The following is a 21115-nucleotide window of genomic DNA, read 5'->3' as shown; positions in this document are numbered from 1 at the left end:
CCAACCCTATCTAAAAACACCCCGTCTTTTAATTAAGGCGGGGTGTTTTGCGTTTTAGGGAAGTGGGGAAGGAGGGGAATTGATGAATGGGCAGGCTAAAGCAGCTATGGCTATTCTAGTATCTTCCATTTCTTATATGTTGTTTTAGCTGGTTATCTAAATAGATTTTTAGTGATTCTTTTAGCAGGTATTTCTAGCGAATCTCCTCACTGATTAAACTGGTAATTGAACACTCTCATAAACTATAAAGGCCAATGCTCGAAAGCATTGGCCTTTATAGTTTAGTAATGAAAATAGTATCTACTCCGCCTTACGTCCTGCAATTGCCGTTTTTAAGTTATCTGTGTTCAGGTAAGTTATGGCGAGTTCCTGAATTTCTTGAGGAGTAATAGTTCTTATTGTAGTTAAGTAGTTTGAGTGAAACTCAGGTGTTAAATTATAAAGTATGATGCGTTTATATTTATCAGCCTGTTCAAAAATGGTAGCGATGTTGTTCAGAAACTTACCGATCATGTAGCTCTGCACCGTTTTTAGTTCATCATCATCCACAAGCTCGTCCTGTAATAGCTTTATCTCTTTTCTGATTTCAGCTATAGTCTTATTTGTTACTTCATAGTTCACATCCGTGCCAATATAGAACATGCTATCCTTCTCTTTCGGAGAGATAGTAGAATAAATGCCATAGGTGTAGCCTTTGTCTTCCCTGATATTGCGCATTAACCTGGATCCAAAATAACCGCCTAGTATTTCATTCAGTACAGTTAACTTATGGTAGTCTGGATGAGAAATATGAGGGAATGCTAAACCTGTTCGGATAGATGATTGAAGGCTTTCTTTTATTTCGTCAAATACACTATTATCTTTTATACCATTTGCCGTAAAATTGACTTTACCAGGCATTTGTGATGGTGCTTTAAGTTCTGATAGTTCTTTTATCAGCAAAGCCTCTACATCTTCTGAAATGGCACCACACGCAAAGATCTCCAGGCCCTCTAAACTATAGTTGCTATTGTAAAATGATCTAACATCTTCAAGAGATATAGCATCCAGTTCGCCTTCATCATAACCGAATACATACGGATGATCTTCCCCGTAAATAAGTTTAGTGAAGGAATGCGTTGCCAGGTAATTATTCTTCTGACGCTGTATTTTCAGGTTCTGCTGGTTTCTGTTTTTTAAGATGGCAAATTCCTCAGCAGGGAAAACCGGGTTCTGCAACACATCTAATACGACAGGCATCAGATCAGCCACATATTTAGACAGGCAGTATAATGTGTACTCTGACCTGTCATAGCCATGGTTGTTGTCGAAAGAGGCACCGTAGAAGGCTACTGTTTCGGCTATTTGTTTTGCGGTAAAGTTAGTGGTGCCTTCGAAGAGCATTTTAGCAGACAAGTCTGATGCTCCTTTTACAGTTTCGTAAACTTTACCGGCTTTAAAAACAAAATCCAGCCTTACTACAGGCTGGGTTTCGCTTTTTATGATGTGTAATTTTACTCCGTTAGACAGGTGCGATACCTCTGCTACCTGAAGTGAAACTGCATCTATTTCTTTTATTTCTGGTGCTTTTGTTCTGTCAAGCATTCTTATTTTGGTTAATCTTAATCCAGGTTCAACGCGATACTGAAACGTATAGTTTGCGCTAGCGGATTGTTCTGGTCGTTAGGGATAAGATAGGCTGCATCTACACCAAATTTCTGGTAACGTAAGCCAAGGCCCATCGAGAAGAACTGGCGACCGCCTTTTTCTTCGTTCTCATAAAAATAACCAGCACGCGCTGCAAACAAGTTATTATACCAGTACTCTAAACCTGTATTAAAGTTTACTTCTTTAAACTCTTCGCTTGCTCCGCCTTCAGCATCACCAAAAGACGAGAAGATACCTGCCACTACAGACTGATCAGGATCAGCAGAAGGAGATGGTACCAGTAGCTTGTTTGCATCTAACAGGAAGGTGATCGAGTTAAAGGCATCCATGTTATATTTTATAGCTGTACCTAACTTAAGATTAGTTGGCAGAAAGCTTTTTGCAGTTGACTCAGAATAGGCAATTTTGCCACCTATGTTAGAGATGTTGGCACCTAAACCCAGGTTAATGTTTTGGTTAAGGTCGCGGTTATAGAACACACCCACATCAACTGAGGCAGTATTACCAGGTTGTGCTTCTGTATTGGAGCCACTCACATTTACATCGCCGGCAAGGTTAGAATGTATAAAGCGAGCTGCCACACCTAAACTCAGGTACTCGCTCAGTGCCTGGCCATATGCTACCGATATAGCATATTCTTTTGGATTGAAATCCTGGATAGGCTGGCGGTTCTCATCTATAAACTGGATATCTCCCAAATCGAAATACATCAGAGAAAGAGAGATAGCTGAAGTTTCGTTTATCTTCTTATAACCTGAAAGGTAGTTCAGCGACATGTCGTCGGTGATGTTACGCAGCCACGGAGAATAAGAGAAGCTTACACTCAGGTCGTTTGGTACAAATCCTAATTTGGCAGGGTTCCAGAAAGGTGCGTTCGCATCAGGAGATAAAGCGACACCAGCCTCGCCAAGAGCAGCTGATCTGGAGTCTGGAGCTACCAGCAAAACCGGCACTGCAGTAGTTAATACCTGCCCTTCCTGGCCTATAGTTGATTGGGCGTAGGCAGCAGGTGCTGCTATAAAGGTTAATGCAAAAGCGGCGACCTTTAAGAGTATACTTTTTCTGTACATAGATTGGGTAGTGATAACTATATCAAATATAGGGATATTACAGGATTCTACTAATTTAATATTACAAGTTTTTCAAATTTAGAAATGCTTTTACCATCCTGACGGGAGCGCACCCTGACTTTATATACATAAACGCCACGTGCAAGCAAATCATTATACTCATCACGACCATTCCAGGATAAAGCTGCTACATGTGCTGGCGAACCCATACTTATAGTTTGTAAAGTTTTTACCAGCTTTCCGGAAATAGTGTAAATCTGCACTTGTATATCCAGATCGTCTCCTGCACGGTTATGGTCAAAATGAAACGTTGTTTTTGTAGAAAACGGGTTAGGATAGTTAAGCACATGGTCTAACGAAAAATCCTCATTATTAGATACAAAAAACTCTATATATTCTTCGGAAGCGTTGTTGTGCGTATCCCAGGCCTTAAAACGGAGCGAATGCGGACCTGGTTTTAAATTTTTTAGAGCGTAATTTATTTTCCCGCTCTGGTAGCTGTCTTTATCCGAACTATAGTAATCGTTAAGTACAATCGGGTTCTCTTCATTCCCATCCAGAATAGCTATCAGTTCGTGTCCGATACCCAAGCCTGCCGTGTTAATACCGTTCTCGTCAAATAACTTAATGAGCAAGGATGGATTCTGACTGGTGCTACCTCCGAATACAAAAGACTCATCTTCTAAAAATAGGTTTATAGTTGGTGGTATGTTATCTGCTGTAATATTCCGGGCTGTACCGCCCACTGTTATAGTTGTGTTAGCGCCAAGGGCATCCTGCGTTTCGTTGCTGGCATACAATATTATTTTACCGGCACCATACTGGTAAGCAATGTCTTTCGGAACAACAAAACTGATCGTGAACTGGCTGTTGGTTATAGTTGCGGTGCCCTCATACAATACGTTTTTTCGTTGCTTTACAGGTATAACCGGGGCTTTCTCATCACCAAAAGTCTGCTGTATAGTTTGCTTCTCATAAATGGTGGTGCGCAGCGTGCCGTTATAGTTTGTTGCAACCGAGCCATCATTCCCTGCTATTCTGCCCTGCATGGTTACTTTGCCCAGGGCACTTAAGGTATCGGTAGCAACCGGGCGGCCATTAATGTGTGTAATTTCAGCTTTCAGATCAGGAGAGGCCAGTTGCAGAGCCGGGTCGCAGAGCAACGTGAAGTTACGGTTATACACCCCACGCGATCCACTGATATTATCTGTAATGCTTTTATTCTTAGTCTGAAGGACCACGTCTCCTAAACGCGGCATTTTGCCTGCCGCGGGTGTAAAAGCAGCTTCAAAAAAATTACGGTTAAGCACCCGGTTGCTACTCGAATAAACAGGCCGGGTAGTAGTAACTAGGCCAACTGCTGCGCCCTGATTGTGTAACATAGCCACTTCTGCACCGGATACGCGCGCCGGATCGTCGTAGCGGCCAAACTCGCAGGTAGCGGTAAGCATAAAGGTAAGGTTGTTCCGGTTCTGCCAGTCTTCAACCTGTGGCAAGGTTAATATCTGTTCGGCTGCCCAGCTTACCTCGTTACCATGGCCGGTATAGTTTACCAGCAGCGAGCCTTGTTCTACTGCATTGGTAAGATCACGATTCAGGTCCGGAGCGCGCTGGCCATTGGCAACGGCTTCCTGCCGATACAGGTCCAAGTATAGTTTATTGGTGGTATAGTTGGGTGCCTTGGTTTCCAGGAAATTTGCCAGAAATTCGGCATCGGCCTGGTGCTCGTTAAAATCACCATCATCCGACACAAGTGTTACCTGGCTGCGCCATTTGCCAAAATGGTTGCTGCTCTCATATGCCAGTATCTTATCCACCAGTGTGGTGGCTTCTTGTATGTTTTTTGCCGGCATACGCCCGATCCCGATGTCGAGCAGGTGATCGCCTAAATTATTTTCAGCCCACTCGCCTTCTTCCTCATCCAGGAAACCATAATAATCTTCGGAAGAGTAGCTGGAAATAGGATGCAGCGACTGGCGCGATTCATAAACCGGAACAAGGTTGGTATTAGCAGGCAGGCGGTTCTTATAGTCGTAAGAAGCATCTCCGAAAAGCAGCAAATACATCAGCTCGCCAGCAGGTTTATGGCTGCGGGTATACAGCATGCGCATAAAATTACGGATAGCTGTTACATCCTGCGCGCCTGAAGAGAACTCGTTATAAACCTGTGTGGTGGTTACAACAATACTGTTCAGGTTGCTTTTGGATTTCCGGTGCTCTGCCAGCCGTTGGGCCTGTTGTAGTAGCGAAGGGTGTGTGATGATAACATGATCGATGCGGCCATCCAGGTTAAGGCTGTGCAGGTTCTGATTAGCCACTTTACCCTTAACTATAGGTTTTAAGCTGATGTTGGTATCCGTAAAAACCACAAACTCGCGCAGCACATCAGCTAAAGTTGTAAACTGTAAAGCAGTGCTATAGTTGGTTTGCTGCCGCACCGGTCGAAGCGGATCTGTCACATCCCAAACGATTGCGGTGGCAGGTGCATCCGTAATGCTATAGTTAGTAGCTCCTTTGCCTATAGTTGCCGTTGCCCGAAAGCTGGTTTGGTCGCCGTATAGTTTAAGCTGGCGGTTATAGTTGAGCTCGAGGTAATTGAGGTTGCCGGTTGCCGTGGCATCAGAAGGCATATTAAAGGTTATAGTTGCCTTTGCTTCCGTACTGCTACCTAACTGCTGCTGGTTAAAAGCAAAGGTCCTGCTGCCATCTACGCCCTCAGGGTGGTAACTATAGGTGCCGCGCCCAGCTATGGGAACCGTGCCAATTGTTTGACTCCCGAACTTAAAACCAAAAGAGCAATCGGTAGAGGAGTTACCCATGACAGCTGCCGTTAGCTTTACTGTTGAGTTCGGAACAATGCCTGTAACCGGAAGTGTAACCTCGCGGGATGACGTAAATGTGCTGAAATCCTCGCCGTACCATTCGCGGCCCGAGTGCACAGCATTCATCAGATCGCGCTCATGAAAAACGTGTTCGTTAAAGGTCGTTATAGTTTGTGTTGCTCCTGCTGCCTGCGCGCGATTCTGTACACGTAGCCCGGAACTATGGCCAACTCTCAAAAAATAAAAAGTAGTATCGGAGTAAACGTTGTAGGTATGGTCAAACTTGTCCTGTTGGGGATTATAGAGCCAGGTATGTGGTCCCTGCCCGTAGAAAAGGATAAAGTCGTTGTCGTTAAATTGTCCGTCCTGTTCGCCACTTACAACGATCGCATTTTCCTGTAGATCATCTGCCACCGGTGCACTATTTGGCTGAGGCAACATACCGCCTCCATTCCCGAAAAGCTGTATCGTTTTAGGATCTAAGCTCTGCGTGTTAATGCCAAGAGCCTGTAAGGTAGCCTTGTCAATTTTATGAACCCCGGATTGTGTGACAGCCAGTTTATACCAGTCGCCGGAGCTTAGTACCGAGTTATTTGTAAAGTTGCCGGCAGTGCGGTTTGTGCTTTGGGTAGCTACAGTTGCGGAGCTGTAACTATAGCTGAAACGGGTAAGTTTTTCGAGTTGATTGGTTTGCGGGTTTCTGCGGATCGGCAGGATCGAAACTATAGTTGCCGGTTGTTTATTTTGCCGCGCATTTACGAACTCAACCTTCGCTTCATTGTTAAAAGTAATGCCCTTAAACTGTTCCTGTTCTTTACCCGAAAAAGGTGCAAATACAGCTTCTGTTACTTTAAAACTGCTGATGTGGGTGTTGGGGATGGATAACCGGTAGTAGGGCAGGCGTTGTTGCAGATCTATAGTTGCGCCTTTAAAAGAGGGGATCTTAGCTTCGTGACCGGTAACCGGGAAGACTGATTCCTGCGCATCCCAGGTAAGTGTAATTGGTTCCGGGGCCTTGTGTTGGGCTACAGCTGTGCCAGCCATAACGCTTAAAAAAAGCAGCATGCATACCAGGAAATGTAAACGTGACTGCATAGGCAACGCACAGAACTAAATAAGCAGATAATGCCCACCTGTAACAGGAAGGCATCACCTTATAAAAATAACAAGAAAACAGGCAGCTTATTGTGCCCCAGTAATTTATACTTGCTTCAGCTCGTATTCGTACGACTCCATGATCAGGTTAGCCAGTAGTTTGCTGCAGGCTTTGTCCACTTTCTCGCGGGCTATAGTTTCATTTTCGGCATCCAGGTGCAGGGTAATGTGTTTGCCAATGCGCACGTTCTCTACCTGGTCCAGGCCAAGGTGCTCCAGGCCAAGCAAAACAGCTTTACCTTGTGGGTCTAACAATTCCGGGCGGGGCATTACATTTATTTCGGCAACGAATTTCATGGTTACGCGGTTTGTTTATTGAAAATAGATAACACTATATATAGCACTATGATGAGTGGTATAGCTGCGAAGTTAAGAAGAGCCAGTAACATAACCGAAAGACCCACGAAAATAAACCGCACAGAATTATCGGCCCAGTTCAGGTTCTTGAATTTCAGCGCAAATAAAGGCAGCTCGGCAACCAGCAAAAACGAAAGGATAACTATAGTTGCCAGCAGCACCAGCTTGTTGAGGATAATGGCAAAATGCATGAGCTCCCCATTGGCCAGTATAAGCGGCAACGAGGCTACAAAAATAGCACAGGCTGGCGTTGGCAAACCTATAAACGATGTGGTCTGACGCGTATCGATGTTGAATTTAGCCAGACGGAGCGCCGAGAAAACGGTGATGATAAAACCGGCAAAAGGAAGTAATTCAGGTAAAAACAGATCGCCTTCCGCACGCTTGAGTAACATGAACATCATCGCGCCTGGTACTACACCAAACGAAATCACGTCTGCCAGCGAGTCAAGTTGTTTGCCAATTTCAGAGTAAGCGCCCAGCACGCGGGCCACCATTCCATCTAAAAAATCAAAAACAGCAGCCAGGCCAACCAGGTAGGAGGCATACACCAGCTCGTTCTGGAAAATAAAGTACAGTGCCACGCAACCCGAAAACAGGTTAAGGCAGGTTATAAAGTTAGGTATGTGTTTCTTCATGAAAGCTATAGTTCGCAGCGGGTGTTACTGCAAAAATGGGTTGTACTTTTTCTCATGCCCAATGGTTGTTTCCGGCCCGTGGCCCGGGTAAACGGTAACCTCATCAGGTAAGGTAAAAAGTTTGGTTCTGATACTGTTTAAAAGTGTATTATGATCGCCGCCGGGTAAGTCGGTGCGGCCAATGCTTTCCTGAAACAGCACATCGCCGGCAATCAGGGTCTTATCTTCTTTGTTATAGAAAACCACGTGGCCCGGCGCATGGCCTGGTGCAAAAATGATTTCCAGGGTAGTATTGCCGAATTTTATCTGTTCGCCTTCTTCTAAGTAAGATGCCGGTAACTGTTCTTCGTAATTGGTAATACCATAAACCGGCGCATAAACCGGAATGGCACGTAGTGTTTCCAGATCTTTTTCGTGTATCTCTAGGGGTACATTATAAGCATTGGCTACAAACTTATTTCCCAGCACGTGGTCTATGTGGCAATGCGTGTTCAGCAGGCGCACCACTTTCAGATTATTGTCTTTAATATAGTTCTTTAACTGCTCTTTTTCGCCGGCATCCGAACAACCCGGGTCTACTACCACGCATTCGTTGGTGTCGTCGTGCAGCAGGTAAGTGTTCTCAGCGAAGGCATTAAAGGTAAAGTGTGTAATTTTCATAGGTATAGTAGTGGCCGGAGCCTATAAAATAGGCCTCTAAGTTACAAATTTAACGGGTACATCTCGTAACTTGCCCCCATGATTTATGATTTTATAGTTGTAGGCCACGGCCTGGCAGGCGCCATTTTAGCAGAGACCTTACGCAGTCGCGGAAATAAAGTACTGGTGATTGATGAGCCGAAAGCTAATTCTGCCTCGCGGGTAGCAGCGGGTTTATTGAACCCTGTTGCCGGAAAACGTTTTGCCAAATCCTGGCTTGCAGATATGTTTGTACCCGCTGCCGATGCTTTTTACGATGCCCTGGAATCGCGCTTTGGCAAAGAGCTGTTCTTCCACAAACCTATCTATAAGATCTTCTCAACTATAGAAGAACAAAACACCTGGATGGCAAAAAGCGCCGGCGATGCCTTTAATGATTACATCTCGGCCACTTACACGCAAACTATAAACCAGCCCGGCATCGAAGATCCTTTCGGGGGCATCATGATCGAGAAGGGAGGCTTTCTGCATGTATATGAAATGCTGGACCTGCTCACCGAAGACCTGCTGCAGCAAAACCTAATGCTACCGGAGCGCTTCGAGATGAAAGAACTGGAACTAACTGAAGAGGGTGTAAACTATAAAACTATAAAGGCAAAGCATCTTGTCTTTTGCGAAGGCTACCAGGTCATCCATAACCCATACTTTGCCTGGTTACCGCTGCAGCCAACCAAAGGTGAAGTGCTGGAAGTGCAGACCGAACAGAATTTCAGCCCCGAATGCATCTATAACAAAGGCGTTTACGTTGTGCCAGAAGGAGCAGGTCGCTTTATTATCGGGGCAACTTACGACTGGCGAAATCCGGATGAAGAAATAACCGAACTGGCAGCTGGTGAACTAAGCGAAAAGTTCAGGCAGATCACTACAAAGGAGTTTGAAGTTACAGGGCATTGGGCCGGTATTCGGCCAGCTGTACGCGACCGAAAACCACTGGCAGGCACGCACCCAAACTATAAGCAACTGAGTGTGTTTAACGGAATGGGTTCGAAAGGCGTATTAATGGCTCCTTACCTGTCGCAGCACTTTGCCGATGCACTGGCCGGACAAACAGAATTAATGCCTGACATACACATTTCGCGATATTTTTCGTTATATTACGACTACATAAAACACCAAAACCTACAACTCTAAGCGCATGCGTTTTTATACAAGGTTACTTTTGCTGTTTGTTTGCTGCATACTGTCGGGTGCTGCCCTTCAGGCACAACCTGGCCGCGATCCGTTTGGCAAAAGCCGTATCCAGTACAAGAACTTCGACTGGAAACTATACAACACGCAGAACTTTAACCTGTATTTCTATAAAGGCGGCGACCAGACCGCCAAAGACGCAGCCGACTACGCAGAGCGCGAACTCAAGCGCATTACCAGCCTGATCGGATATTACCCATACTCCAAAATTACGCTCATACTTTACAATTCTCCTACAGACCTTCGCCAGAGTAACATTGGTTTGTACAGCGACCAGTTCCAGACAGGCGGTGAAACCCTGTTCATGAAAAACAAGCTGGAGCTAGCCTACGATGGTACTAAGACTGATTTTAAAACCGAACTAAGCTACAAACTTACCGAACTGCTGCTGAACGATATGATGTATGGTGGTAGCTTAAAAGAGGCCTTACAAAGCAGCTACCTGTTGCGTTTGCCGGAATGGTTTGTAAGTGGCGTAGCCGCGTATACTGCCGAGGGCTGGAGCCTGGACATGGATAGCCACGTCCGCGATCTGTTACTGGAAGGCAATAAGCAACGTCCGGAACAAATGCTGATGCGCCACCCGGAAAAAACCGGCCAATCGATGTGGAATTACATTGCAGAGCGCTACGGCTACACATCTATCCAGAACATCCTGAACCTGACACGCATTACCCGCGATGTGGAAATAGGCATAACCAGCAGCCTGAACATTCCTTACAAACGTTTCCTGCAGGATTGGCTGAACTATTACCAGCAAATAAATATGCGCTCCGACAACCCGTTTGTGTCGATGCCGGATGATAAGAAACTGTTTGATAAAAATAAGCGTGCCCTGCGCTACACCGAGCCTGTTCTTAGCCCCGATGGCAACTACCTGGCTTATGCCGAAAACGACCACGGAAGCTATAAGATCATTGTAAAAGAAGTAAAAGGCAAAGGCAGCCATGTCGTTTGGCGCGGTGGTTACAAATCCCTGGACCAGCCTACAGACTATAGTTTACCTGTGCTGGCATGGCGCAGCAACACGCAGCTGGGCTTTATCGAATCGAGGAGGGGAAATATGCTGCTCCGGCAGGTAAATGCAAAAAATAAAAGCTCCTTCCTGCCCTTTTACGATGACCTTACAAAGCCAGCATCTACGCTGGAGCGCTTTAGCCAGGTGCGCGACATGAGCTACTCTGAAGACGGCAGCCAACTGGTAATAAGTGCTGTAGATGGTGGCCAGACCGACCTGTACCTGTTGCAGAGCAATGGCAAATTAATAGGCCAGCTTACCAATGATATTTACGATGATATAAGCCCCGCTTTTCTAAAAGGTGGCAAAGGCATCGTGTTCAGCTCTAACCGATGGGTAGATTCTACGGGCCGCATGCAGGAAGCTTCTTTCCGGGATGTGGTGGAGAACTATGATATTTTCCTGCTGCAGCAAACCGCGCCGGTAACCGTAACACAGCTAACCTCCAGTATTGCCAGCGAGCTAAGGCCACGCGCCACTGCCGATGGTAACTTCGTTTTCCTGAGCGAAGAAAATGGTATCCGCAGCCTTTATGCTTATAACCTTGCTGCTAATTCCAGTGCAGCAGTTTCAAACTTTGTGCAGAATATCGAGGCCTACGATTACAGTGCGGCCAACAATACGCTGGCCGTTGCAGCAAAAGATAATGGCCGTGATTTTATCTACCTGATACCGGATTATAGTTTTACACCACAGGCTACGCTGCCCAAAACAGCCCGGCAGATCATACTCGAGGCCCGTGCCCGTGTACCACAAACCACCAATACAGCCCGCAAGCTAATTGAAAGTGAGACCACCAAAGAAGTAAAGACGGAGCGTAAGGAAGGTGAGGTAAACATAGAAAATTATGAGTTTGGAGCAGAGCAGGCTAAAACCGACACGACCACAAAAACCGATACAACCGCCAAGGTAGCAGCACCGGTTGCCACAGCACCTAAAGCCAACACAACTCCTGAGTTCAAAATAGCCGGGCCGCTGGAATATGATACCCGTTTTAGTGTGCACGAGATCATTACCTCCGTTTATGCCGATCCGCAGCTTGGCTTTGGTCTGGTAGCAGGTGTAAATATGAGCGACCTGTTCGAGAATCACCATATACGTGGCACTGCTTACCTGCGCACCGACCTCGAAACCAGCCGTGCTTTTGCTGAATATGTAAACCTGAAAAACCGTGTAGACCTGGGCGTGCAGTTCCGCCGGGATGTGCTGGTAAGTTCTGTGCTGGAATCTCCGGGCGCTATAGTTCGCAATGCCCGCAACGAGATTGCGCCGCTGCTGGTGTACCCGCTAAGCTATAGTACAAGCCTTCGTGCGCAGCCGCGTTTGGTAAGTACCCGTTTTACCCAGATCAGCGATTTCTCTACTCCTGATAGTGTAAACAACATGTATGGCGGTAACGTGGAACTGGTGTACGATAACTCAGTAGTTACCGGCGTAAACATGATGGAAGGTACCCGCATGAAAGTTGGAGTTTTATCATTGCGCGATTTTGAAAACAGCAATGCCAACTTCAACAAGTTTTATGTAGACCTGCGCCACTACCAGAAGATCCACCGCGAAATTATACTGGCAACCCGCTTAAGTTATGGCGCTTTCTTTGGCAATTCTCCGAAAAACTACCTGATCGGTGGTATGGATAACTGGCTGTTTGCCGGCGAAGATGATGTGACCGAACGAAACGATGTGAACATACAATCGGCACCGGACCTGTTTTACCTGGAATACGCGCTACCGCTTCGTGGTTTCAACTATAATACCCGTACCGGTCATAAGCACCTGCTGGCTAATGCCGAGCTACGTGTTCCGATTATACAATACCTCTATAATGGTGCCGTTGGCTCCGGTTTCTTCCGTAACCTGCAGCTTACCGCCTTTGCCGATGCAGGTTCTGCTTACAATGGTTCTAACCCGTTCACCGGAAATAACTCTATTAACACACGTATAGTTGGTGGCCGCACAAGCCCTACACAGCGAAACCCATTCGAGATAACCGTTATAAACTATCGTAACCCGTTCCTGGTTGGCTATGGTTTTGGCGCCCGTTCTACGCTGTTCGGGGTGTATGGTAAACTGGATGTGGCCTGGAGCGAGGAAGATCTGGGCAGCCAGGGACCTAAAGTATACATTACACTGGGCTACGATTTCTAGAAAGCGCTCATGAACCGGAAAGCAAAACGCTTTACTGTCGGGGGAGTATTGTTGCTGGGCCTTTTGGCTGCGTGGCTGCACATGGCTGATAAAAATTATGTGTATAAAGCGCTGGTCTACAACTTTGCCGATATAGACGATAACCTGATATTTGACCAACGCACGGTTGATGCACCTGCCAAAGCACAGCCCTGGCCACAGGCTGCTAACTATAACAAAGTAGTATTTCCTGATGGCTTGCAGCAACTGCACGAAGAACTGGAATCAGTGGCTTTCCTGGTTATCCACCGTGATTCTATCCTTCATGAGCAGTACTGGCAAGGGTATTCAGATGAGTCGCTAAGCAATTCTTTTTCGGTAGCTAAAAGTATCGTAAGCATATTGGTTGGTGCAGCGCTGCGCGATGGTGCTATTAAATCCATAGATCAGCCAGTCGCCGATTTCCTGCCGTCGTTTAAAGAAGGAGATAAGCAGAAGATAACTATAAAACACCTGCTGATGATGAGTTCCGGGCTGAACTGGGATGAGTCGTACGCCAACCCACTTTCTGTTACCACCGAAGCCTACTATGGCACCAATCTTAAAAAGGTAATTAAACGGCTGGAAGCTGTGGAAGAACCGGGAAAACAATTCAGCTACAAAAGCGGCGATACACAGATATTAGGGATGGTGGTAGAAGCTGCGACCGGAAAATCGTTGAGCCGTTACGCTGAAGACAAACTATGGAAACCGATGGGTGCGGAGCACGATGCCGAATGGAGTGTTGATAACCCAACCGGTATAGAAAAAGCCTACTGCTGCTTTTTCAGCAATGCCCGCGATTTTGCCCGCATCGGTAAACTATACTTAAATAACGGGATATGGAACGGTGATACTATAGTTGACCCGGCGTATGTACGCGAATCTATTACCCCAAACGGCCTGTTCAACGCATCCGGCAAACCCGCCGATTATGGTTACCAGTGGTGGCTGCTCCCCAACTATAAAGGTCAGAACATTTTTTATGCACGCGGTATCCTGGGCCAGTACATCATCGTCATCCCTGAGAAAGAAACTATAATCGTACGGCTGGGCAAAAAACGCGGCGAACGTATTGATGGTCATCCAAGCGAGGTATTAGCTATGATTGATGCAGTGAATGGGGTGGTAGAGTAGGTTGTAGCTATATGCTCATTTGCTCATTCAAACTATAAAGTAAAAGGCCCGGAAGCTTAAAACTCCCGAGCCTTTTACTTTATAGTTTAACCGCCGCTACTGTATAGTTCGGGTCTTCCAGAATATTAACTTCTATCACATCCTGGGCATTGGTTAGCAGGCGGCGGCAGTCTTCGCTCAGGTAGCGCAGGTGCAGCTTTTTGCCGGCCAGGCGATAGCGCTCCGTTAGTTTGTGTAACGCATCAATCCCCGACATATCGGCCACCCGGCTTTCCTTAAAATCAATGATCACTTCAGCAGGGTCGTTCTGCACATCAAACTTTTCGGAGAAGGCAGCTACAGAGCCAAAGAAGAGCGGACCGTAAATTTCATAATGTTTTACGCCATTGGCATCGGTATACTTGCGCGCCCTAATGCGCTTGGCGCTTTCCCAGGCAAACACCAGCGCTGAGATAATAACACCGATCAGTACGGCCAGTGCCAGGTTATGCAGCCAGATGGTGATGAGCGCTACCAGTATGCCTACAAAAATATCGTGCTTCGGCATCTTGTTGATGATCCGGAAACTGATCCACTCAAACGTACCTACAGACACCATCACCATAACACCAACAAGTGCAGCCATTGGCACCAGTTCTATGACAGGCGCGCCATACAGCACAATTAAAAGTATAGTTAGTGCGGCAACTATACCAGATAAACGTGCTCTGGCACCAGCCGAAAGGTTAACCAGCGTCTGTGCGATCATGGCACAGCCACCCATTCCAAAGAAGAAGCCGTTCAGTACGTTGGCGCTTCCCTGGGCTATGCTTTCGCGGTTACTGTTGCCACGGTTGCCTACCATCTCATCTACCAGGTTCAGGGTCAGTAAACTTTCGGTTAAGCCAACGCCTGCCATAATTAAGGCATAAGGGAAGATGATCTGTAGCGTTTCAAAAGTAAAAGGCACCTGCGGGACATGGAAAGGAGGGAAGCCACCACTTACAGACGCGATATCCTTAACCATCCTGGTATCGATTCCGAAACCCAGCACAACCAGGAATACAACTATAATAGCTACCAAAGAGGACGGAACAGCTTTAGTGATTTTTGGAAATAAAACGATAACGGCTATAGTTAGCGCTACCAACCCAAGCATGATCCAGAGTGGGCTGCCGGTGAGCCAGGTGGTCTGGCCGTTAACTATAGTTTTAAACTGCTCCAACTGTGAGGTGAAAATGATAACTGCCAGACCGTTCACAAAACCATACATAACCGGTTGCGGCACTAACCTGATGAATTTGCCCAGCTTAAACAAACCAACTATAATCTGAAGGATGCCTGCCAATGCCACGGCCGCAAATACATAATCAATGCCATGCGACTGCATCAGCGCAATAAGTACCACCACTGTTGCGCCCGCACCACCCGAAATAAGGCCCGGCCTACCACCAAAAATGGCAGTAATCAGACCCATGATAAAAGCAGCATATAACCCAACCAGTGGCGGAAAACCACCCAGTATGGCAAACGAAAGCGACTCAGGCATCATGGTCATGGCCACGGTAAGCCCTGCCAGAATTTCTACTTTATAATCAACTTTCTGGCGGAAGTCGAAGAGGCGTAAAACTTGTTTCATGTAATAGATAAAATACCTGGTCAGGTGCAAACAGAAGTCAGCATCTGTAAATTTTTTATAGATGATACGTTGTAACGGAGGCCAGCCTGAAGTACATGGCTGGTATTTACGATTTGGTCACGGTGGAGTGATGGCTATAAATGGAGTAGCTTTTCTCATGGAGGGTGCAAAGGTACAGCATGTTATTACAAAAGTCCAAACCAGATCTATAGTTGTACGCTAGCTAAAGCCAAAAAAAGCCCCGCCTGTGTAGCAAGCGGGGCTTTTGAAAGTATAAACAATAAATACGGGATTAGCTCTGAGGCCGGTTATTCATAGCATGCTATTTAGGTAATCAGTTTGTAACAGGCAGCTCCCGCTTCATCAGAAAAGCCTGGTCAGTTATCTTTCCATCATCATCAGGAATAAAAGCAACGAACTGCCACCCCTCTTTTGCCATGTATGTCAGCACGCCCATAGGGGTGAAAAACTCCCGCTTTTCGCCTGGTTTATCGGTTATGTGGCCGTTTCGCTTATCGGCGTCGCCATAGTTTAGGTATGCAGTATAGTTTTTACGAACAAGAAAACTTCTGACACTCACCCTTACATATTCTTCAACAGTTGTAGCTTTCACAAACTGGGAGGCCGGCTGCTGCTGTGCCAGTGTCATAGTGTAGCTGCCAAGTATAAGCAGCAACAGTGTATAGATTTTTTTCATAAAGCTAAGAAGTAGAGTTTATAATAGAACTTATACTATATAGCAATAGTCATGCCGGTTGGCTTGAGTGTGATTGACGCTTTTGTATCGGCATTGGATGACGAACTATACCGGCCTTTTGCGCAAAAAGAATAGTCTGAAAATAAAAAGCCCGGAAGTTTAAGTTCCGGGCCTTTGTTGTAGTTTATGTTGTCTTAAGCGTTCACCAGATCAAGGATAGATTCGAAGATGGCGCGGCCGTCAGTATTTCCTAAATCAGGGTCTACGGCGCGTTCCGGGTGCGGCATCATGCCAAATACGTTCTTCTTCTCGTTAGCTACGCCGGCAATGTTCAGTAAGCTACCGTTTATGTTGTAAATATCGTGGGTGTCGGCAATGTTGCTGCTGTATTTGAACATGATCTGGTCGTTGTCTTCCAGTCTGCGCAGCGTATCCTTATCGGCGTGGTAGCGGCCTTCGCCGTGTGCTACCGGTATTTTGTAGGCCTTGTTCAGGTCTAAGCTTCTGGTTGGTAACAGGTTGTTAGTTACCGGCCTGATGTACACATTATCGCAGATAAACTTTTGGTTGGCGTTACGCAGCAGGGCACCAGGCAATAAACCGGCTTCCGTTAAAATCTGGAAACCATTGCAGATACCCATTACATACCCACCGCGGTTGGCATGCTGCACCACTTCCTGCATAATAGGAGAGAAGCGCGCAATAGCACCAGAGCGCAGGTAATCACCATACGAGAAACCACCAGGCAGCAATATAAAGTCACAACCCTGCAGGTCGTGGTCTTTGTGCCATAGTTTTACAACTTCCTGCTGCATGCCTACACTTAGCGCATCAACAAGATCTTGGTCGCAGTTGGACCCCGGGAAAACGACTACACCAAATTTCATAGTTCAAAGGTAAATAAAAATACAATCAACTTACACCTGCTCAGCAGCCTTTCGGTAGCTTTTAACTTTCAACTAACGTAAAAACGAAGATTTATAGTTAATTTGCGAGGATAACATTCAATTAGCTTATGTTGCAATCCATGACCGGGTTCGGAAGTGCCCGACTCGACACAGACCAATACTGCATTTCAGTAGAGATAAGATCGCTAAACTCTAAAAGCCTGGACCTGAGCGTACGGCTCCCGAGGTTTCTGTCTGATAAAGAATACGAAATCAGGAATATGATACAAAAAGCCCTGGTGCGTGGCAAGGTAAGTGTGAGTGTGGATTATGTAAAGAACAAGGCTCAGAAGGCTAAAAGCACCATCAATAAAGACTTACTGCAAACGTATTACAACGAGCTCAATGATGCGGCCGATGTCGTGGGTGGGTCTAAAAATGATTTGTTCAGGCTGGCCCTACACATGCCCGATGTGTTGCTGCAGGATCAGGTAGAGGATGCAAGCGGAGACGCTGAATGGGGGCAGGTAGAGCCATTAGTGCAGGAAGCATTGGTAAGTATCATAAACTTCCGTAACAACGAAGGCAAAGCGCTTACTACCGAAATCATGTCTTATATAGATAAGATCCGGATTCTGCTGGCCGAAGTAGATAAGCACGACCCTACCCGTATGGAGCAAATCCGTAACCGCATTAAAGGCCACATGGCTGAACTGTCTTCATCAGAGCTTTACGACCAGAACCGTTTTGAGCAGGAAATGGTGTACTATATAGAGAAACTGGATATTGCTGAAGAAAAAGTACGCCTTGTAAACCACCTGCACTACTTCACCGAAACCGTTTACCTGCCTGAGCCAACCGGTAAGAAGCTTGGCTTTATATCGCAGGAGATAGGCCGGGAGATTAACACGATCGGCTCGAAGGCAAACGACTCGACTATACAGCACCACGTTGTAGAAATGAAGGAAGAGCTCGAGAAGATAAAAGAACAAATCAACAACATACTATAAACTATAGTTAAGCTTAAAGTATAACCGCCTGCTACATTTTTTGTGGCAGGCGGTTATTTTTTTGTCATTTTGCTGATGCTTAGCGGGATAGACGCTTATCCATAAAATTTATAGCCTCAGGTGTGTAAGACGAAGTTTTACCCCTTAAAACAGTAATGGTTAGTTATCGGGATATGCTTTAAATTATAGATTGTTGACTAAAAAATAGCTGAGTTTATAGGGGAGTGAGGTCAGGTGTTTGTAACTAATTGATTAGGAGAGTTGTATATCGGGGTAATATTTTTTCCTTTCAATTATTTCTCACTTTAACACCTTAAATTCTATGAAAGTAAATCGTTTACTATTAGTTGGCGCCTTTGTAGCAGCCTTTGGTTTTACATCCTGCCAGCAGGATGAAGAAATAACAACTCAGGACACTATATCTGAAAGTGCTTTAAGCAGAATTTCTGAACTTGGCTTCTATAACAAGAATGTTGAGAAAGTAGAAGGTGGTTATGTAGTGGAAGGCGATATCTTCTTATCAGAAAGTGATCTGACTGCTGCACACAACACCCAGGCACTTCGCGTTGGCGAATCTGAGCAGTACCGTACTACTAACCTGGTAAATGCCAGTGGCGGCCGTACCATCACATTGTCTTTAGATTCAAAATTGCCATCTACTTACGGAGCTTCTCTTGATGCAGCAATTGCCCGCTACAATGCGCTAAACCTTACCATTAAAATGGCTCGTGTATCTTCTGGCGGAGACATTAATATTACAGCTGCTCCTAGAAACGCCCAGTACCTTGCTTCCGCTGGTTTCCCTTCAGGTGGTAACCCGTATGGTAGCGTTAAAGTAGCAACCCGTTATATTGGCTCTGACCCTAATTTAGGCTGGTTTACTACTATCCTGGCACACGAGATCGGTCACTGCATCGGTTTCCGTCATACAGACTACATGGACAGAAGCTATTCTTGCGGCGGTGGCTATGCGAACGAAGGAGCCTCTAACGTAGGTGCTATCCATATTCCTGGTACGCCAACAGGTCCTGATGCAACATCCTGGATGCTTGCCTGCATTGGTAACGGTCAGAACCGTCCGTTTAATAATAACGACAAAACTGCTCTGACCTATTTATACTAAGCAATAGAGAGCGACAGTAAACTACCTTAAAACAAACAGAACAGCTCCTGCCTCGTGGTGGGAGCTGTTCTGTTTTAGAGTCCGGCGTATTGTTTCGTGCAGAATAGCATCATACAAGTTGGCAACTATATGAGCAGCCCAATGCTATTATTGTTAAAGCGGGGCAAGTTTTGGCAGCGGCGCTAACCTCTAAAAAATAAAAGCGCCTGATTTACAAATCATTAGGTTTTTCTGATACGGAACTGGATATAAAGAACCACAATGGTAAACATATAGTAAAAACTCGATGTTTTAACGCTGAATCTATTGTTAAAATGATACAATTTGCTGCAATAGGATATAACCTTTTTAAAGTTGTAAGATCGATGTTGAAACACATTAAAATATTGGTTTAAATGCTTGGAGCGTAATATTCGAATTTCTACATTTCAATTATGTTTAACTTTAACACCTAAAAATTTTTATGAAAGTAAATCGTTTACTAATCGTTGGCGCTATGGTAGCGGCCTTTGGTTTCACATCTTGCCAGCAGGATGAAGAAGTAAAGATTCAGGACACTGTATCTGAAAATGCTTTAAGCAGAATTTCTGAGCTAGGCTTCTACAACAAGAATGTTGAGAAAGTAGAAGGCGGTTACGTAGTGGAAGGCGATATCTTCTTATCTGAAGGCGATCTATCTGCTGCGCACAACACTAAAGCGCTTCGCGTTGGTGAGTCTGAGCAGTACCGTACTACTAACCTGGTAAACACAGGTGGTGGTGTTCGTAACATTACGCTTTCTATCGACCCGGCTCTTCCTGCTACTTATGTGACAGCTCTGGATGCAGCAATCGATCGTTATAATGCGCAAGGCTTAAATATCACTATGAGCCGTGTATCTTCTGGTGGTAACATCTACCTTCAGGCAGCTCCTAAGTCAGCTCAGTATCTTGCTTCTGCTGGTTTCCCAACTTCTGCTGGTGATCCACATAACAACATCAAGATAGCTACCCGTTACATCGGTACTAACCCTAACCAGGCTTGGTTCACTACTATCCTTGCACACGAGATCGGTCACTGCATCGGTTTCCGTCACACGGACTATATGGACAGAAGCTACTCTTGCGGTGGTTCTTACTCTAACGAAGGTGCTTCAACTGTAGGTGCTATTCTGATCCCGGGTACTCCATCAGCTCAGGATCCAAACTCATGGATGCTGGCTTGTATCGGATCTGGCCAGAACCGTCCGTTCAACGCAAACGACGTTACTGCTCTTAACTACCTATACTAAGCGATAGAGCAAAACCTAACTACACCTTAAAACAAACAGTAACAGCTCCTGCCGCAAGGCGGGAGCTGTTACTGTTTTATAGGGGTTTGGATTATGGTTTTAAACTCTTGGTGGTCCAACCATCTCCGCTGGCGTGAGCGTCTACGCTCGTGACTTACGATGGTGTTGAGTCTCCTGACTCAACTGGAACTGGCCCTGTAGGGGGCAGGCAAAAGTAGTGACGGTGGCTATTGTCTTATAGTTGCTGCGGTCCAACCACCTCTACCCCTACCGAGAGGGGAATTCCGGCTATAGCTATAGTTTAAGCTATAGTTTTATAGTTCACGTTACGAGCAGGACAGGTTTACCTGTCCCTTCGGAACTATTATCCCAATCAATCTCGAAGCTTATCGGTTAAAACTATAGATGTTGGTAACTATGCGAAACATCTCAGTCTTTGGGTTGAGCGCCTTGTAGATTTCTGGTACCGAAGGTATTGTGAGGCACGAGCAAAAGAAATGTACACCGCGCGATGCCCGAAGACGGGGCCTCCCGGCCATGAGGGCACCAAAGCCAACAATAGAACAGTATATATGTAGAGCTCCCAGGAGTAGAGATTATTTGAAAGAAAAGG

16 protein-coding genes are annotated in these 21115 nt (G+C 45.8%); 7 read left to right on the top strand and 9 right to left on the bottom strand.

Going from position 1 to position 21115, the window contains the following annotated elements; all coding sequences use genetic code 11:
* Nucleotides 1-300: 300 nt before the first annotated feature.
* The 6 genes from KYK27_RS15385 to KYK27_RS15360 all read right to left on the bottom strand — a co-directional run bounded on the left by KYK27_RS15385 (nucleotide 301) and on the right by KYK27_RS15360 (nucleotide 8349).
* On the bottom strand, nucleotides 301-1584 hold the full coding sequence (locus KYK27_RS15385) for a M16 family metallopeptidase (RefSeq protein ID WP_199111106.1): 1284 nt from the start codon (nucleotides 1582-1584) through the stop codon (nucleotides 301-303).
* Nucleotides 1585-1601: 17 nt separating this feature from the next.
* A complete protein-coding gene (gene porV, locus KYK27_RS15380; protein ID WP_199111104.1) occupies nucleotides 1602-2717 on the bottom strand; it encodes a type IX secretion system outer membrane channel protein PorV in 1116 nt (371 codons plus the stop codon).
* Nucleotides 2718-2767: 50 nt separating this feature from the next.
* Entirely contained in the window at nucleotides 2768-6634 is a 3867-nt protein-coding gene (gene porU / locus KYK27_RS15375; RefSeq protein ID WP_199111102.1) for a type IX secretion system sortase PorU, read from the bottom strand.
* A gap of 105 nt (nucleotides 6635-6739) precedes the next feature.
* Complete coding sequence (gene purS / locus KYK27_RS15370; protein ID WP_162428532.1) at nucleotides 6740-6991, bottom strand: phosphoribosylformylglycinamidine synthase subunit PurS; 252 nt, start codon at nucleotides 6989-6991, stop codon at nucleotides 6740-6742.
* A gap of 2 nt (nucleotides 6992-6993) precedes the next feature.
* On the bottom strand, nucleotides 6994-7689 hold the full coding sequence (pssA, locus tag KYK27_RS15365; protein WP_199111100.1) for a CDP-diacylglycerol--serine O-phosphatidyltransferase: 696 nt from the start codon (nucleotides 7687-7689) through the stop codon (nucleotides 6994-6996).
* A 24-nt stretch (nucleotides 7690-7713) separates the two neighbouring features.
* A complete protein-coding gene (locus KYK27_RS15360; RefSeq protein ID WP_199111098.1) occupies nucleotides 7714-8349 on the bottom strand; it encodes an MBL fold metallo-hydrolase in 636 nt (211 codons plus the stop codon).
* Between the two features lie 78 nt (nucleotides 8350-8427).
* On the opposite strand from KYK27_RS15360, the gene KYK27_RS15355 reads away from it, so the two are divergent.
* Genes KYK27_RS15355 through KYK27_RS15345 form a run of 3 tightly spaced genes read left to right on the top strand, consistent with a single transcriptional unit; the run spans nucleotide 8428 to nucleotide 13897 of the window.
* Nucleotides 8428-9519, top strand: a complete 1092-nt coding sequence (locus tag KYK27_RS15355; protein WP_199111097.1) for an NAD(P)/FAD-dependent oxidoreductase — start codon at nucleotides 8428-8430, stop codon at nucleotides 9517-9519.
* 4 nt (nucleotides 9520-9523) lie between these two features.
* Entirely contained in the window at nucleotides 9524-12742 is a 3219-nt protein-coding gene (locus tag KYK27_RS15350; protein ID WP_199111095.1) for a PD40 domain-containing protein, read from the top strand.
* 9 nt (nucleotides 12743-12751) lie between these two features.
* Nucleotides 12752-13897, top strand: coding sequence for a serine hydrolase domain-containing protein (locus KYK27_RS15345; RefSeq protein WP_199111094.1), 1146 nt, complete (start codon nucleotides 12752-12754; stop codon nucleotides 13895-13897).
* A 79-nt stretch (nucleotides 13898-13976) separates the two neighbouring features.
* On the opposite strand, the gene KYK27_RS15340 is transcribed toward KYK27_RS15345, so the two are convergent.
* A complete protein-coding gene (locus tag KYK27_RS15340) occupies nucleotides 13977-15515 on the bottom strand; it encodes a SulP family inorganic anion transporter (protein ID WP_199111092.1) in 1539 nt (512 codons plus the stop codon).
* 61 nt (nucleotides 15516-15576) lie between these two features.
* Between KYK27_RS15340 and KYK27_RS15335 the strand changes: the two genes are divergently transcribed.
* Nucleotides 15577-15738, top strand: a complete 162-nt coding sequence (locus tag KYK27_RS15335) for a hypothetical protein (RefSeq protein WP_199111090.1) — start codon at nucleotides 15577-15579, stop codon at nucleotides 15736-15738.
* A 111-nt stretch (nucleotides 15739-15849) separates the two neighbouring features.
* Here KYK27_RS15335 and KYK27_RS15330 read toward each other — a convergent pair whose 3' ends face one another.
* Nucleotides 15850-16212, bottom strand: coding sequence for a hypothetical protein (locus KYK27_RS15330; protein ID WP_199111088.1), 363 nt, complete (start codon nucleotides 16210-16212; stop codon nucleotides 15850-15852).
* A 194-nt stretch (nucleotides 16213-16406) separates the two neighbouring features.
* On the bottom strand, nucleotides 16407-17099 hold the full coding sequence (purQ, locus tag KYK27_RS15325; RefSeq protein ID WP_199111087.1) for a phosphoribosylformylglycinamidine synthase subunit PurQ: 693 nt from the start codon (nucleotides 17097-17099) through the stop codon (nucleotides 16407-16409).
* Between the two features lie 128 nt (nucleotides 17100-17227).
* Between purQ and KYK27_RS15320 the strand changes: the two genes are divergently transcribed.
* From KYK27_RS15320 to KYK27_RS15310, 3 genes are all read left to right on the top strand, one after another.
* Nucleotides 17228-18109, top strand: coding sequence for a YicC/YloC family endoribonuclease (locus tag KYK27_RS15320; RefSeq protein WP_199111085.1), 882 nt, complete (start codon nucleotides 17228-17230; stop codon nucleotides 18107-18109).
* A 322-nt stretch (nucleotides 18110-18431) separates the two neighbouring features.
* Nucleotides 18432-19232 (top strand): M57 family metalloprotease, encoded by an 801-nt coding sequence (locus KYK27_RS15315; protein WP_199111083.1) that lies wholly within the window; start codon nucleotides 18432-18434, stop codon nucleotides 19230-19232.
* A 463-nt stretch (nucleotides 19233-19695) separates the two neighbouring features.
* A complete protein-coding gene (locus tag KYK27_RS15310) occupies nucleotides 19696-20502 on the top strand; it encodes a M57 family metalloprotease (protein ID WP_199111081.1) in 807 nt (268 codons plus the stop codon).
* Nucleotides 20503-21115: the final 613 nt, after the last annotated feature.

The organism is Pontibacter populi, assembly GCF_019336435.1.
Classification (GTDB): Bacteria; Bacteroidota; Bacteroidia; order Cytophagales; family Hymenobacteraceae; genus Pontibacter; species Pontibacter humidus.
The sequence above is the reverse complement of the archived record's forward strand: the minus strand, read 5'-3'. Positions and strand labels throughout refer to the sequence as shown.

Bases quoted from the DNA above. Each gene is read 5' to 3' on its own strand.
- KYK27_RS15385 (WP_199111106.1), bottom strand. From the start codon at position 1,584: ATGCTTGACAGAACAAAAGCACCAGAAATAAAAGAAATAGATGCAGTT.
- porV (WP_199111104.1), bottom strand. From the start codon at position 2,717: ATGTACAGAAAAAGTATACTCTTAAAGGTCGCCGCTTTTGCATTAACC.
- porU (WP_199111102.1), bottom strand. From the start codon at position 6,634: ATGCAGTCACGTTTACATTTCCTGGTATGCATGCTGCTTTTTTTAAGC.
- purS (WP_162428532.1), bottom strand. From the start codon at position 6,991: ATGAAATTCGTTGCCGAAATAAATGTAATGCCCCGCCCGGAATTGTTA.
- pssA (WP_199111100.1), bottom strand. From the start codon at position 7,689: ATGAAGAAACACATACCTAACTTTATAACCTGCCTTAACCTGTTTTCG.
- KYK27_RS15360 (WP_199111098.1), bottom strand. From the start codon at position 8,349: ATGAAAATTACACACTTTACCTTTAATGCCTTCGCTGAGAACACTTAC.
- KYK27_RS15355 (WP_199111097.1), top strand. From the start codon at position 8,428: ATGATTTATGATTTTATAGTTGTAGGCCACGGCCTGGCAGGCGCCATT.
- KYK27_RS15350 (WP_199111095.1), top strand. From the start codon at position 9,524: ATGCGTTTTTATACAAGGTTACTTTTGCTGTTTGTTTGCTGCATACTG.
- KYK27_RS15345 (WP_199111094.1), top strand. From the start codon at position 12,752: ATGAACCGGAAAGCAAAACGCTTTACTGTCGGGGGAGTATTGTTGCTG.
- KYK27_RS15340 (WP_199111092.1), bottom strand. From the start codon at position 15,515: ATGAAACAAGTTTTACGCCTCTTCGACTTCCGCCAGAAAGTTGATTAT.
- KYK27_RS15335 (WP_199111090.1), top strand. From the start codon at position 15,577: ATGATACGTTGTAACGGAGGCCAGCCTGAAGTACATGGCTGGTATTTA.
- KYK27_RS15330 (WP_199111088.1), bottom strand. From the start codon at position 16,212: ATGAAAAAAATCTATACACTGTTGCTGCTTATACTTGGCAGCTACACT.
- purQ (WP_199111087.1), bottom strand. From the start codon at position 17,099: ATGAAATTTGGTGTAGTCGTTTTCCCGGGGTCCAACTGCGACCAAGAT.
- KYK27_RS15320 (WP_199111085.1), top strand. From the start codon at position 17,228: ATGTTGCAATCCATGACCGGGTTCGGAAGTGCCCGACTCGACACAGAC.
- KYK27_RS15315 (WP_199111083.1), top strand. From the start codon at position 18,432: ATGAAAGTAAATCGTTTACTATTAGTTGGCGCCTTTGTAGCAGCCTTT.
- KYK27_RS15310 (WP_199111081.1), top strand. From the start codon at position 19,696: ATGAAAGTAAATCGTTTACTAATCGTTGGCGCTATGGTAGCGGCCTTT.